This is a genomic window from Streptomyces sp. NPDC029216, from assembly GCF_040648015.1.
Taxonomy (GTDB): Bacteria; Actinomycetota; Actinomycetes; order Streptomycetales; family Streptomycetaceae; genus Streptomyces.
Genome location: NZ_JBEZWL010000181.1, coordinates 1 through 13,477 on the forward strand (window position 1 = coordinate 1; position 13,477 = coordinate 13,477).

A 13,477-nucleotide genomic window follows, 5' to 3' on the forward strand; every position below is an offset into this window, starting at 1 on the left:
CCCCGGGCCGCACGGCGGCCGGGGTCCGGTCAGGCGGGGGCGGCGGCGGGACGGCAGTCCGGGTGCCCCCAGCGGGTACCCAGCTTGGCGATCTTCTCGCCGGCGGCGTACGACTGCCCGCAGGGGCAGGTGCCGCGGAACTTCGCCGTGATGGTGCGCGCCGCGCCGGAACGGGGGGCGGCGCCCCCTGACGTGGCCTTGCGCGGCGCGGCGGTGCGGGCCGGGGCGGTGCGGGCGGGCGCGGGTACGGGCACGGTGGTGGCGCCGTGGGCGGTGCCGGCGGGCTCCTGGCTGACGGCGGCGTCGCTGGCGGCCTGGTCGGCGATGGCGTTCAGGTGGTCGCCGTCCTCCCGGTGGGCCGGGACGTAGCGGAACTCCACGTCCCGGTCGGCCAGCAGCTCGTCGATCCGCTCGACGAGCTCCCGGTTGGCCACGGGCTTGCCCGCGGCGGTCTTCCAGCCGTTGCGCTTCCAGTTCGGCAGCCACTGGGTCACGGCCTTCATGGCGTACTGGGAGTCCATCCGCACCTGGAGCGCAGTACCCGGCTCCACGGCCTCCAGCAGGCGCTGGAGGGCGGTGAGCTCACCGACGTTGTTGGTGGCGCGCCCCAGCGGGCCGGCCTCCCAGCGCTCGGGCCGGCCCTCGGCGTCCGCGATGACCCACGCCCACCCGGCCGGGCCGGGGTTTCCCTTGGCCGCCCCGTCACAGGCGGCGATGATGCGATCAGACATCCCCCGATCTTGCCCTATCCCGGGCGGGGCGACGCCCACACCCCGGATCGCGGCCCCGCGGCGGCGGGGGCGGGGGGCGCCGGAGGGGCGGGTGCGGCGGGCGGAATGCGGTCACCCGGAGGTGGGACGGGATCACGGGCGGTGGTCGGCTCGGGGAGTCGGTGCCGGTGCCGGTGCCCCTGCCCGTCGCCGGTGCCGGTGCCGGTGCCCCTGTCCGTCGCGGCGTCGGTGCCGGTGCCGGTGCCCGTATCCGTCGCGGCGTCGGTGCCGGTGGCGGTGGCGGTGGCGGCGTCCGTCGCGGAGTCGGTACCGCTGCCGGTGCCGGTATCCGTCGCGGAATGTCACCGTCACCCACCACGGCCCGTCCGCCGCCCGGCAGGTGGTCGTCACCGACCGGCTGCCGGCCGTGCTGGAGTTCGTGCCCCCCGAGGGGCGCACCGTGCGGTGCGGGCCCCTGCCCCTGCCAGCGGTGGGGCGGGCGCACATCTGGGTGATCACGGTCCGGCCGGCGGCCTATTACGGCGGCGACGGGTCCGACATGACGACAACACCAGCGCCCCCGCCGGCCCGCCCTGCGGCAGGGTCAAGGACCCGACCGCGGACCTGGAGGTCGGCAAGCGGCGGATCCCCGGGAGGGGACGCGGGCTCCGGCGCCCCTCCCCCGCGGACCCCCGGACCCGCGGGGCGGGGGCTCGGCCCGCGCCCGTATTCTGGCCGCTGCCCGCGCACTTCCCCCACAGACAGGCGAGGACGTGTACACGACCGTCACCGAACTCGCGGACGGCCGCGAGCTCATCTACTACGACAGCGCCCCCGGCCGGAACCGCGCGGCCGCGGACCGGCGGCCGCCGGACCGCGTCGAGAGCGCCCCGGAGCTGCGCCGGGACCCGGCCACCGGAGACTGGGTCACCATCGCCGCCCACCGGCAGACCCGCACCTACCACCCGCCCGCCGACGCCTGCCCGTTGTGCCCCTCCCGGGACGGCCGGCCGAGCGAGATCCCGGCCGCCGACTACGAGGTGGCGGTCTTCGAGAATCGTTTCCCCTCCCTCTCCGGGGACGCCGGACGCTGCGAGGTGGTGTGCTTCACGCCCGAGCACGAGGCGGGTTTCGCGGACCTGACCCCCGAGCGGGCCCGGCTGGTGCTGGACGCCTGGACCGACCGCACGGCCGCGCTGTCCGCCCGCCCGGGAGTGACGCAGGTGTACTGCTTCGAGAACCGCGGTACGGAGATCGGCGTCACCCTGCCCCACCCCCACGGCCAGATCTACGCCTTCACCGTCCCCACCCCGCGCACCGCCAAGCACCTCGCGGCGGCGGCCGGGCACCGGGCGGCCACCGGGCGCAACCTCTTCGAGGACCTGCTCGCGGGGGCCCGCGCCGCCACCGAGCGGGTGGTCCTGGCCGGGGAGCACTGGACGGCCTTCGTCCCGTACGCCGCCCGCTGGCCGTACGAGGTCCACCTCTACCCGCACCGCAGGGTGCCGGACCTGACCCGGCTCGACGAGGCCGAACGGGCCGAGTTCCCGGGCCTCTACCTGGACCTGCTGCGGCGCTTCGACCGGCTGTTCGGACGGGCGGAGCCCACCCCGTACATCGCCGCCTGGCACCAGGCCCCGCTCACGGGCGGGGAGGAACTCGCCCTGCACCTGGAGCTGTTCACGGTCCGGCGGACCGCCGACAAGCTCAAGTACCTGGCCGGGACCGAATCCGGGATGGACGCCTTCATGAACGACGTGGCGCCGGAGACGGCCGCGCGGCTGCTGCGGGAGGCCCGGTGAACGCGCGGGTGCGCCGGGACTTCGAGCGGATCCACGGCCACGCGCCCGAGGGGGTCTGGGCCGCCCCCGGCCGGGTCAACCTGATCGGCGAACACACCGACTACAACGACGGCTTCGCGCTCCCCATGGCGCTGCCGCAGACCGCCGTGCTCGTCGCCCGCCGCCGCGCCGACGGGCTGCTGCGGCTGCACAGCGCCCAGGGCGACGGACGGACCACCACGCTGCGGGTGGCGGACCTCGCCCCGGGCACGGTGTCCGGCTGGGCCCGCTACCCCGCCGGGGTGGTCTGGGCGCTGCGCGAACGAGGGATGCCCGTCGGGGGCGCGGACCTGCACCTGGACAGCGCCGTGCCGACGGGGGCCGGGCTGTCCTCGTCGGCGGCGCTGGAGTGCGCGGTGGCCGTCGCGTACGGGGATCTGTACGGGCTGGGGCTGCGGCGGCCGGAGCTCGCGCGGGTGGCGCAGTACGCCGAGAACGCCTTCGCGGGGGTGCCCTGCGGGATCATGGACCAGATGGCCTCGGTCTGCTGCGCCGAGGGCAGCGCCCTGCACCTGGACAGCCGGACCCTGGAGGTCCGGCAGGTGCCCTTCGACCTCGCGGGGCACGGGCTGCGGCTGCTGGTCCTGGACACCCGGGTCGCCCACGACCTCGCCGACGGGGCGTACGCCGCCCTGCGGGCCGGCTGCGAGCGTGCGGCGCGGCTGCTGGGCCTGCCCGCCCTGCGGGACCTCGCGGAGGCGGAACTCCCGGGGGCGCTGGGGAGGCTCCCGGCGGAGCTGGTGCCGCTGGTGCGGCACGTGGTCACGGAGAACGCCCGGGTGGGCCGGGCCGTGGAGCAGCTGGCGGCGGGCCAACCCTCAGCCCTGGGACCGCTGCTGACGGCCGGTCACGCCTCGCTGAGGGACGACTACGGGGTCTCCTGCCCGGAGACGGACCTGGCGGTGGAGTCCGCCGTCGCGGCGGGGGCGCTGGGCGCCCGGATGACGGGGGGCGGCTTCGGCGGCTCCGTGATCGCCCTGGTCCGGGCCGAGGGGGCGGGGGCCGTGGCCGAGGCGGTGACGGCCGCCTTCACGGCGGCGGGGTACAGGGCTCCGGCCGTACTGGAGGCCGTACCGTCGGCTGGGGCCCGGCGGATCGGCTGAGCGCCGGCCGGGCCGTTGAGGAAGTCGAGCGGGAACCCTCTGGCAGCCGGGCCGCGGCCGGGCGAGAATGCCGCCATGGCCGACTCCCCGGACTCCCCCGACTCCCCCGCCGTCCGCGTCGAGCGCGCGGGGGCCGTGACCACCGTGGTGTTGTCGCGGCCCGGCGCCCGTAACGCCGTGGACGGGCCGACGGCACGTCAGCTGGCCGACGCCTTCAGGGAGTTCGAGGCGGACGAGGGGGCCTCGGTCGCGGTGCTGTGGGGCGAGGGCGGGACCTTCTGCGCGGGCGCCGACCTCAAGGCCGTCGGCACCGGGCGCGGCAACCGCGTGGAGCCCGAGGGCGACGGCCCGATGGGGCCGACGCGGCTGCGGCTGACGAAGCCGGTGATCGCGGCCGTCGCGGGGCACGCCGTGGCCGGCGGGCTGGAGCTGGCCCTCTGGTGCGATCTGCGGGTGGTGGAGGAGGACGCGGTCTTCGGGGTGTTCTGCCGCCGCTGGGGGGTGCCGCTCATCGACGGCGGCACGGTCCGGCTGCCGCGCCTGATCGGCGAGAGCCGCGCCATGGACCTGGTGCTGACCGGCCGTCCGGTGCCTGCCGCGGAGGCGTACGCCATCGGGCTGGCCAACCGCCTCGTACCGCCGGGGCGGGCCCGGCGGGCGGCGGAGGAGCTCGCCCGGGAGATCGCCGCCTTCCCGCAGCTGTGCCTGCGCCACGACCGGCTCTCGGTGCGGGAGCAGCACGGGCTGGCGGAGCCCGAGGCGCTGGCGAACGAGTTGCGGCACGGCATGGTGCCGCTGTCGGCGGGTGAGACCCTCTCGGGCGCCGCGCGCTTCGCGTCGGGGGCCGGACGGCACGGGTCCTTCTCCGGCTGAGGGACGAAGCCTCCGACCGGCGCGGCGCCGCCGTACCGGGCGCCCCCGACCGGCTCACCCCCCGGACCCCCTCCTGACCGGCCGGCCCTGACCCTCCCGAAGCGGCCGCCGCCTCCCGGAGCGGCCGCGGACGATCGAACATACGATGGGCGGGAGCCGGCGCGGGCGGGCCCTCGTGCCGGCGGTTCCGGGCGCGCAGGGCGGAGGAGCATGGCACAGGCCGGCGATGCGGCGCGGACCGTCATCCTCACGGTGGACGACGATCCGGGGGTGTCCCGCGCCATCGCCCGCGACCTGCGGCGCCACTACGGCGGCGGGTACCGGATCGTGCGCGCCGAGTCCGGGGCGTCCGCGCTGGAGGCGCTGCGCGAGCTGAAGCTGCGCGGCGACCCGGTGGCCGTGATCCTCGCCGATTACCGGATGCCGCAGATGAACGGCATCGAGTTCCTGGAGCAGGCCCTCGGCGTGTACCCGGGCGCGCGGCGCGTGCTGCTGACCGCGTACGCCGACACGCACGCCGCCATCGACGCGATCAACGTCGTCGACCTCGACCACTACCTGCTCAAGCCGTGGGACCCGCCGGAGGAGAAGCTCTACCCGGTGGTGGACGACCTCCTCACCGCCTGGCGCTCCAGCGACTACCGGCCGGTACCGGCCACCAAGGTCGTCGGGCACCGCTGGTCGGCGCGTTCCTCCGCGGTGCGGGAGTTCCTGGCCCGCAACCAGGTCCCGTACCGCTGGTACTCCTCCGACGAGCCCGAGGGGCGGCGGCTGCTGGAGGCGGCAGGGGCCGACGGCCGGCGGCTGCCGCTGGTGGTCACGGCCGAGGGGGCGGCGCTGATCGAGCCGGAGGTGCCCGAGCTGGCCGCCCGGGTGGGGCTCGCGACCACGCCGGCCGCCGAGTTCTACGACCTCGTCGTCATCGGCGGCGGGCCGGCCGGGCTCGGGTCGGCGGTGTACGGGGCGTCCGAGGGCCTGCGGACCGTACTGGTCGAGCGGTCGGCGACCGGCGGGCAGGCCGGCCAGAGCTCCCGCATCGAGAACTACCTCGGCTTCCCGGACGGGGTCTCCGGCGCCCAGCTCACCGAGCGCGCCCGCCGCCAGGCCACCCGGTTCGGGGCCGAGATCCTCACGGCGCGCGAGGTCACGGGGCTGGAGGTCAACGGCCCGGCGCGCGTCGTACGGTTCTCCGACGGCTCGTCGGTCGCCGCGCACAGCGTCATCCTGGCCACCGGTGTCTCGTACCGGCAGCTGGGGGCCCCGGGCTGCGAGGACCTGACGGGGCGCGGGGTGTACTACGGATCCTCCCTGACCGAGGCGGCCTCCTGCGAGGGGCAGGACGTGTACGTCGTCGGCGGGGCCAACTCGGCCGGGCAGGCGGCCGTGTACCTGGCGCGCGGCGCGAAGTCGGTGACGTTGCTGGTGCGCGGGGAGTCGCTGGCGGCGTCCATGTCGTACTACCTGATCCAGCAGATCGAGGAGGCGCCCAACATCACGGTCCGGCCCCGGACCGTCGTGGAGGCGGCGCACGGCGAGGGGCACCTGGAGCGGCTGGCCCTGCGGGACGCGGTGACCGGTGCCACGGAACTCGTCGACGCCCACTGGATGTTCGTGTTCATCGGCGCGGCCCCGCTGACCGACTGGCTGGACGGGACGGTGCTGCGCGACGAGCACGGGTTCATCCTGGCCGGGCCGGACCTCACGCCGGACGGGCGGCCGCCGGCCGAGTGGGAGCTGGACCGGCCGCCGTACCACCTGGAGACCAGCGTCCCCGGGGTGTTCGTGGCGGGCGACGCGCGGGCCCAGTCCGCGAAGCGGGTCGCGTCCGCCGTGGGAGAGGGAGCGATGGCCGTGATGCTCGTCCACCGGTATCTGGAGCAGTCGTGAGCGGGCCGTCGTGAGCGCGCGGGAAGTGTCCTGCGACCCGCGGGAGATCGCCTCGCTGTTCCTGTTCGAGAAGCTCTCGCCGGAACAGCTCGGAAGGCTGTGCTCCGAGGGGCGGGTGGAACGCTTCGAAGCCGGTCCGGTGTACACCGAGGGCGAACCGGCCACCTGCTTCTACGTGATGCTGGAGGGCACGGTCGTCCTGTACCGGCGGGTCGGCGGCGACGACGTGGAGGTGAGCCGCACCTCACAGCGCGGCGTCTACGCGGGGGCCATGCAGGCCTACCTGGGCGACCGGGTGCCGCAGACGTACGTGAACTCGATGCGGGTGACCGTGCCCACCCGGTTCTTCGTGCTGTCGGCGCAGTCGTTCGCGGACATCATGCAGGAATGGTTCCCGATGGCGGCGCACTTGCTGGAAGGCCTGTTCTTCGGCGCGAAGGACACCCAGCGGGCCATCGGACAGCGTGAACGCCTGCTGGCGCTCGGCTCGTTGTCGGCCGGTCTCACGCACGAGCTGAACAATCCGGCCGCGGCGGCCGTACGGGCGACGGCGGCGCTGCGCGAACGGGTCGGCAAGATGCGGCACAAGCTGGCGGTCATCGCCAGGGGCCCGTACTCGCGCGAGGCCCTCGCCGAGCTCATCGAGATCCAGGAACGCACCGCCGAACGCGTCGCCAAGGCGCCGGCACTGAGCCCGCTGGAGGCCTCCGACCGGGAGGACGAGCTCACCGACTGGCTGGAGGACCACGGCATCCCGGAGGGCTGGCGGATCGCGCCGGCCTTCGTCCAGGCGGGTCTGGACACGGACTGGCTGGAGCAGGTCGCGGCGACCGTGGCCGAGGACATCCTGCCGGGGGCGGTCGGCTGGCTCAACTACACCGTCGAGACCGAGCTGTTGATGGACGAGATCGACGACTCCACCAGCCGGATCTCCCACCTGGTGGACGCGGCCAAACAGTACGCGCAGCTCGACCGCGCCCCGCACCGCGACGTCGACGTGCACGAACTGCTCGACAGCACGCTGCTGATGCTGTCCGGCAAGATCGGGCCCCGGGTGCGGGTGGTCAAGGAGTACGACCGCTCCCTGCCCGAGGTGCCGGCCTATCCGGCGGAGCTCAACCAGGTGTGGACGAACCTCGTCGACAACGCGGTGTCCGCCATCGCGAGTTCGGGCGGTGACGGGACGCTGACGGTCCGCACGGCCCGGGAGGGCGACCGGCTGCTGGTGGAGTTCCGCGACACCGGGCCGGGCGTGCCCGCCGAGATCCGCGACCGCATCTTCGACCCCTTCTTCACCACCAAGCCGGTCGGCGAGGGGACCGGCCTCGGCCTCGACATCTCCTGGCGGATCGTGGTCAACAAGCACCACGGGAGCCTGCGGGTCGAGTCCGTCCCGGGTGACACCCGCTTCCAGGTCCTGCTGCCGCTGACCGCTACCGAGGAGGAACCCGTATGACCGAGATCGAGGGGATCGACCCGGCCGTCCCGCCCAGCGGCACCGGCTGCGCGGACTGCGACGCGGTGGGCGGCTGGTGGTTCCACCTGCGGCGCTGCGCCCGGTGCGGCCACGTCGGCTGCTGCGACTCCTCCCCCGCCCAGCACGCCACCGCCCACTGGCGGGACACCGGGCACGCCCTGGTGCAGAGCTTCGAACCGGGCGAGGCGTGGTTCTGGGACTACGCCACCGACACCCTGTACGAGTCCGGGCCCGAGCTCGCCCCACCGGACGGCCACCCGGCCGACCAGCCGGCCCCCGGCCCCGCCGGCCGCGTCCCGCAGGACTGGCCGAACCGGCTCCACCGCTAGGGTCTGTCGTCAAAGTCCCGTCTGCCCCGCGACGGCGGGAGCGCGGCGGGCAATCCCCCGGACGGGCGACCCCGCCCTGTTCGAGCGAGTTTCAACACCGCCGGGTCTGCCGCCGCAAGCCCGACGGCGGGGATCGGAACATCCGTTCACCGATCGCCGCCTCATCACCCGTGACGGGCACGTTCCGGAGCCGTTCCCAGGGCACCAGTACCAGTCGCGCGCCCATCCGGAGGAAGCCGTGGAACCCCGCCGCATGAGCAGGGGGCCGAAGCGCCAGAACGCCGCCCCGGACGTCTCGGAGTCGGAGCGGCTGCTGTTCGGCGGGCCCCTGGCGTACGACGTCGGCTGGGACCAGCACGAGGGGGCCTGGCTGGAGCTCGGGCTGTGGCGGATGGCCCGGGACCTGCCCGCGCTGGTGGGCACCGCGTTACGGCTGGCCCGCCGGGCCGACGCGCCGGCCTTACGGACGGTGCTGGGCGCGGAGCTGGGCCGCGGCCTCGCCCAGGCGGCCGGGCTGGTCGCCGTGAACTCGGCCCTCGGCCACCTCATGGCCGGCGGCCCCACCACGGCGCGGCTCACCGGGGCGGTTCCCGCGCTGGCCGTCGTCGCGGTGACCGGGGTGCTCGGGTCGCTGATGCGGTCGGCCTCCACGGCCGCGACGGGTGCGCTGGAGCCGAAGGTGCAGCGGCTGGCCACCGAGGAGTACCTGGGCCTGGGGCACCGGGTGGAGCTGACCGCGATCGAGGACGACGAGTTCCACCGGCTGCTGGACGCGGCCCGCTTCGGCTCCGACTCGGCCCGCCGCATGATCCGCTACTGCACCAACGTGCTCAACTCGGCGGTCTCCCTCATCGCGGCGGCCGGTGTGCTGACCGTGCTGCATCCGCTGCTGCTGCCCCTGCTGGTGCTGATGACGCTGCCCAGCGCCTGGGGCGCCCTCGTGATCAGCCGGCAGCGCTACCTCTCCTTCCACTCCTTCCTCCAGCACGCCCGTGCCGGGCACCTGCTGGGCCAGCTCCTCACCCAGCAGCAGGCCGCGGCCGAGGTGCGCGTGCACGACGTCGGGCCGTTCCTGCTCACCCACTTCCGCGGCATGGCCGAGACCAACGAACGCGAACAGACCCGGCTGGCCCGCCGGGCCGCCAGGACCGGCCTGATCGCCGACGCCGCCGGCGGCGTCGCGGCGCTGGCCACGTACGGGGCGCTGGGGCTGCTGCTGTGGGCCGGCCGGATGGACCTCGCGGTCGCGGGCACGGCCGTGCTCGCGATCCGTACCGGGGCGTCCAGCCTGGACAGCCTCGTCCTCCAGGTCACCGATCTGTACCAGGAGAGCCTGTTCGTCGCCGACCTCACCCGCCTCTGCGCGGAGGCGGAGGCCCGCGCCATCCCCGCCGGCGGTGCCTCCCTGCCGCGGCGGGTGCGCGAAGTGCGGTTCGAGAAGGTGACGTTCACCTACCCCGGCGGTGCGGGGGAATCCCCCGAGCCCGCCCTGCGCGAGGTCTCCCTCACCTTCCCGATGGGGAAGATCGTGGCGCTGGTCGGGGAGAACGGCTCCGGCAAGTCCACCCTGATCAAGCTGCTGTCCGGGCTGTACCTGCCGGACGAAGGGGGCGGCACGATCTGGTGGGACGACGTCGACGCCCGTACCGCCGAGCGGAGCCAGGTATTCGAGCGGGTCGCCCTGATGTCGCAGAACTTCTACAACTGGCCCTTCACGGCCCGGGTGAACATCGGCATCGGCCGCCCCGGCGAGCCCATCCGAGACGACGCGGTGGAGGCCGCGGCCGCCTTCTCCGGCGCCGACGAGGTCCTGGCCGGCCTCCCGCGCGGCCTGGCGACGCTGCTGGGCCGCGGCTACCGCGGCGGGCACCAGATCTCCGGCGGGCAGTGGCAGCGCATCGGCATCGCCCGTGCGCACTACCGCGACGCGGCGATCCTCATCGTGGACGAACCCACCAGCGCGCTGGACCCGTTGGCGGAGCAGAAGGTCTTCGACCAGATCCGCGAGCAGGCCGCCACCGGACAGACGATCGTGCTGATCACCCACCGCCTGCACGCGGTCCGGCACGCCGACCTGATCCACGTCCTCAAGGACGGCCGCCTGGCGGAATCCGGCACGTTCGAGGAGCTGATGGACGAACGCACCGGCACCGGCGACTTCCGCGACGCCTACCTCGTCCAGGCGAACGCCTTCGCCACCACCCTGCCGACCCCGCGCACGGCCCACCCCGACGACAGGTGAGACGCCCGCCTGAAGCGGGCAGCACGACCGGGGGTGCGCCGGACCGAGCACGGCTGAGCGGGCGCCGGTGGTCCGGTCGTACGTGACGATGCCGCAGCGGCGTGCGGCAGTTCGGGGCACGGTGGCCGGATGCCGTCGGGTGCGGGGCGGCCCGTTCGCCGGCTCGCCCTCCGGGCCGTCACGTTACGTCGCCTTCCGGCCAAGTTTTTCCGATGCCAGATGGAGTGATGCCGGAATGTCGAAAAGCGTGCCCTGCGCCCCGATCGCCTCCGGAGCTACGGTTGCGTCGCTCGTCCGAAACACGATCCGGCCATATCAAGTCGCCCCGCATCCTTGGGAGTTCTCATGGCAGATTTCGACGCGGCCACCTTGTTCGAGGCCCACGACCTGGACCTCGGTGACATCACCGTCACTTCGATGCGCGACACCGCCGACCTCTCGGCCTTCGCGAAGAGCTGTTCCACCGCCACCTGCGGCATCCCCACCGCCTGCGCCTGTCAATGCAGCGTGCAGCAGCCGCAGACCGTTCCCGGCGTCATCTGAGCGCGACCCCGCGACCGCCCGTTCCGGCCCCCCGTGAGGGCGCCGGGACGGGCGCTCCGCTTCCAGCCCCGACCAGGCCCAGCCGGAAGGACCCCGGGACACCATGACCGACCCCGCCCCCGACCGCGTCGTGCGCACCGCCTCCTACGCGCTGGTACGCGCGACGACGCTCAGCCACCCCGCGCAGTCGCCGGACGCCGCCGCGTTCCGCGCGGGCCTCGAACGGCTGACCCGGCTGGAGGGAGCGCTCGCGGACCTCGTACCGGGGCTGACCGACGCGCTGTACGCGAGCCGGGGCGGGCATCCCGAGTCCTTCCACCGGGACGTGGTGCTGCCGCTGCGCCGGGCCCTGCACAACGGGCGGGAGCCCCGGCCCGCCCTCCTCGACCGGCTCGGTGACCTGCCCGGGCGGGTCCCGGGGCTGCGGGAGTGGCTGGAGCTGCGCGACCGGCTCACCGCCGAGCGGGCCCGGGTCGCCGGTGCGGCGCCCGCCGCACTGGCGGCCGAGCGCCGGGCCCTCGGCGCCCAGTGCCGTGAGCCGGCCCTCGCCCTCGCCGCCTCGGCCGTCAGCGCCGACCTGCTGGCCGCCGTCGAGCGGGCGGGGGCCGGGGCGAGCGGGCGCCGGGCCCGCAAGGAGGAGCCCGGGGTCCTGCGGCACGCCGTCCGCGCCGCCACCCGGTCCAGCCCCGTGTCCTGGTCCACCGCCGTCGGCTGGGGCCCGCTCCCGGACGGCGGCCCGCGCGGCACGGACTCCGAGTGGGGGGAGGGTGACCTGCTGGGCGGGACCGGCAACCCCGTCCGTACCGGCCGGAGCCTGGTCGCGGCGCTGTGCGAGGCCCTGCTCGCCGACCCCGCCCGGCGCGCCCGGCTGCCGCACCGGATGACGAGCGCGCCGCGCACCGACGCCGGCGGGCGCGCCTCCTTCGCCCGCAGGCGCGGCCCGTCCACCGTCGGCCGGTTCGTCACCACCGCCGAGGAGGAGGTCGAGGTCGCGGCGAGCGGCGCCCTGGAGCGGGTGGCCGAGCTGTGCCGGACGCCCGCGACCCCGCGGGAGCTCGCGGCGGCGCTGGCCGCACCGCGGGACCGCTCGGCCGCCCTCGCGTACGTGGAACGGCTCGTGGACACCGGGCTGCTGGTCCCCGTACCGCCCGTCGGCCCGCAGGACGCCGACCCGCTGGGCCGGCTCGCGGCCTGGCTGCGCGCGGGCGGGGAGGGCGCGCTCGCCGCCGCCCTCGACGAGATCGCGGAGGGGACGGCGAAGTTCGGCGCGGCCGATCCGCGCGAGCGGGCCGCGCTGCTCGGCGTGCTGCGCGACCGCTGGGCGGCCCTGCTCGACGCGGCCGGGCGGCCGCTGCCCCCGCACGATCCGGTGCCCGCGCCGCTGACGGAGGACGTGGTGGCCCGGCACCCGGTGGCGGCGCACGGTCTCCTCACCGGGGAGGACCACGAGGCGCTGCGCGAGGTCGCCGCCCTCGCCGAGCTGTACGACCTGGGGCACCTGGTGCGCCGCTACCTGCGCGACCGGTTCGTGGGGCGTTACGGGCGCGGCGGGGTCTGCCACCCCGTCTGGGACTTCGGCGGGGAGACCGTCGCGGCCTGGGAGGACACCGTCCGGGACGCGCTCCTCCCGCCCGGGGAGGGCGGCGCGGGCGCGCTGCCGACCCGTGCGGGTGAACTCGTGGGCCTGCGGGACGCGTTCGAGGAGGAGGTGGCGCGCCTGCGCGGAGGCTCCCCCGCGGACCCGGACGCCGATGTGGTGCTGCCGCCGGAGCCGGTGCGGTCCTTCGCCGCCGCCCTGCCCGGCTGGGCGGCCGTGCGCCCGCTGTCGTACGCGCACTTCCTGCAACGGGACGCGCAGCGGGGCCTGTTGGTGCTCAACCACGTCTACGGGGGCTGGGGGCGGATCGGGAGCCGCTTCCTCGGCCTGCTCGGCCCGGGGGCCGCCGGGGCGGTCGCGCAGGAGATCGGGCGCGGGGCGGAACCCGGCTCGCGGGCGGTGCAGTTCCGCCCGGTCCAGGGGTTCAACGCCAACCTGCACCCCAGGCTGCTGCCGGACGAGATCGTCTCGGACGAGTTCGGCCCGGCGGACCCGGAGGCCGACGGCCACGCCGGCGGCCGGACCGGCGGGCGGGCTCCGCTGGACGACTCCGATGTGGAGCTCGTCCACGACGAGGCCACCGACCAGGTACGCCTGCGGCTGCGCGGCACCGGCGAGCTGCTGGACGTCTTCTACCCGGGCCTGCTGGTGTCCGGGCTGCTCCCCGCGCGCAGCGCCCCCCTGGTCCATGACCACCCCGAGGGTGTCGTCAGCTTCGCCTCGCTGGTGCCCCGGACGGTCACGGAGGTGCCCGGCGGGCCGCTGGTGCGCACCCCCCGGCTGCGGTACCGGCACATCGTGCTGCGCCGGCGCCGCTGGAAGCTGGCCCCGGGCACGGTGGCGGCCCTGCGCGCCGCGCTGGCCGCCGAAGCGGC

At 75.5% G+C, this 13,477-nt stretch carries 10 protein-coding genes and 1 pseudogene; 10 read left to right on the plus strand and 1 reads right to left on the minus strand.

All coding sequences use genetic code 11. The features are described from left to right. Positions 1 to 29: 29 nt before the first annotated feature. The gene (locus AB0F18_RS35245; RefSeq protein WP_362068316.1) at positions 30 to 731 is read right to left on the minus strand and encodes a ribonuclease H; all 702 of its coding nucleotides are present in this window, start codon (positions 729 to 731) and stop codon (positions 30 to 32) included. On the opposite strand from AB0F18_RS35245, the pseudogene AB0F18_RS35250 reads away from it, so the two are divergent. From AB0F18_RS35250 to AB0F18_RS35295, 10 genes and pseudogenes are all read left to right on the plus strand, one after another. Then, positions 718 to 1,146, plus strand: a pseudogene (locus tag AB0F18_RS35250) (hypothetical protein); the annotation flags it as partial. The gene AB0F18_RS35245 and the pseudogene AB0F18_RS35250 sit on opposite strands and share 14 nt — an antisense overlap. Before the next feature lie 337 nt (positions 1,147 to 1,483). Beyond that, positions 1,484 to 2,512, plus strand: a complete 1,029-nt coding sequence (gene galT, locus AB0F18_RS35255; protein ID WP_362068319.1) for a galactose-1-phosphate uridylyltransferase — start codon at positions 1,484 to 1,486, stop codon at positions 2,510 to 2,512. After that, positions 2,509 to 3,654, plus strand: a complete 1,146-nt coding sequence (gene galK, locus AB0F18_RS35260) for a galactokinase (RefSeq protein WP_362068343.1) — start codon at positions 2,509 to 2,511, stop codon at positions 3,652 to 3,654. The genes galT and galK overlap by 4 nt, the downstream gene beginning before the upstream one ends. 75 nt (positions 3,655 to 3,729) lie before the next feature. Further along, the gene (locus AB0F18_RS35265; protein ID WP_362068322.1) at positions 3,730 to 4,527 is read left to right on the plus strand and encodes a crotonase/enoyl-CoA hydratase family protein; all 798 of its coding nucleotides are present in this window, start codon (positions 3,730 to 3,732) and stop codon (positions 4,525 to 4,527) included. A 210-nt stretch (positions 4,528 to 4,737) separates the two neighbouring features. Beyond that, positions 4,738 to 6,414 (plus strand): FAD-dependent oxidoreductase, encoded by a 1,677-nt coding sequence (locus AB0F18_RS35270; protein WP_362068325.1) that lies wholly within the window; start codon positions 4,738 to 4,740, stop codon positions 6,412 to 6,414. A 10-nt stretch (positions 6,415 to 6,424) separates the two neighbouring features. Then, entirely contained in the window at positions 6,425 to 7,870 is a 1,446-nt protein-coding gene (locus tag AB0F18_RS35275) for an ATP-binding protein (protein ID WP_362068328.1), read from the plus strand. After that, on the plus strand, positions 7,867 to 8,220 hold the full coding sequence (locus AB0F18_RS35280; protein WP_362068331.1) for a UBP-type zinc finger domain-containing protein: 354 nt from the start codon (positions 7,867 to 7,869) through the stop codon (positions 8,218 to 8,220). The genes AB0F18_RS35275 and AB0F18_RS35280 overlap by 4 nt, the downstream gene beginning before the upstream one ends. A 253-nt stretch (positions 8,221 to 8,473) precedes the next feature. Then, complete coding sequence (locus AB0F18_RS35285; protein ID WP_362068334.1) at positions 8,474 to 10,462, plus strand: ABC transporter ATP-binding protein; 1,989 nt, start codon at positions 8,474 to 8,476, stop codon at positions 10,460 to 10,462. Between the two features lie 345 nt (positions 10,463 to 10,807). Beyond that, a complete protein-coding gene (locus AB0F18_RS35290; RefSeq protein WP_362068337.1) occupies positions 10,808 to 11,005 on the plus strand; it encodes a thiazolylpeptide-type bacteriocin in 198 nt (65 codons plus the stop codon). A gap of 103 nt (positions 11,006 to 11,108) precedes the next feature. Next, a partial coding sequence (locus AB0F18_RS35295) for a lantibiotic dehydratase (RefSeq protein WP_362068340.1) occupies positions 11,109 to 13,477 on the plus strand: 2,369 nt, incomplete at its 3' end.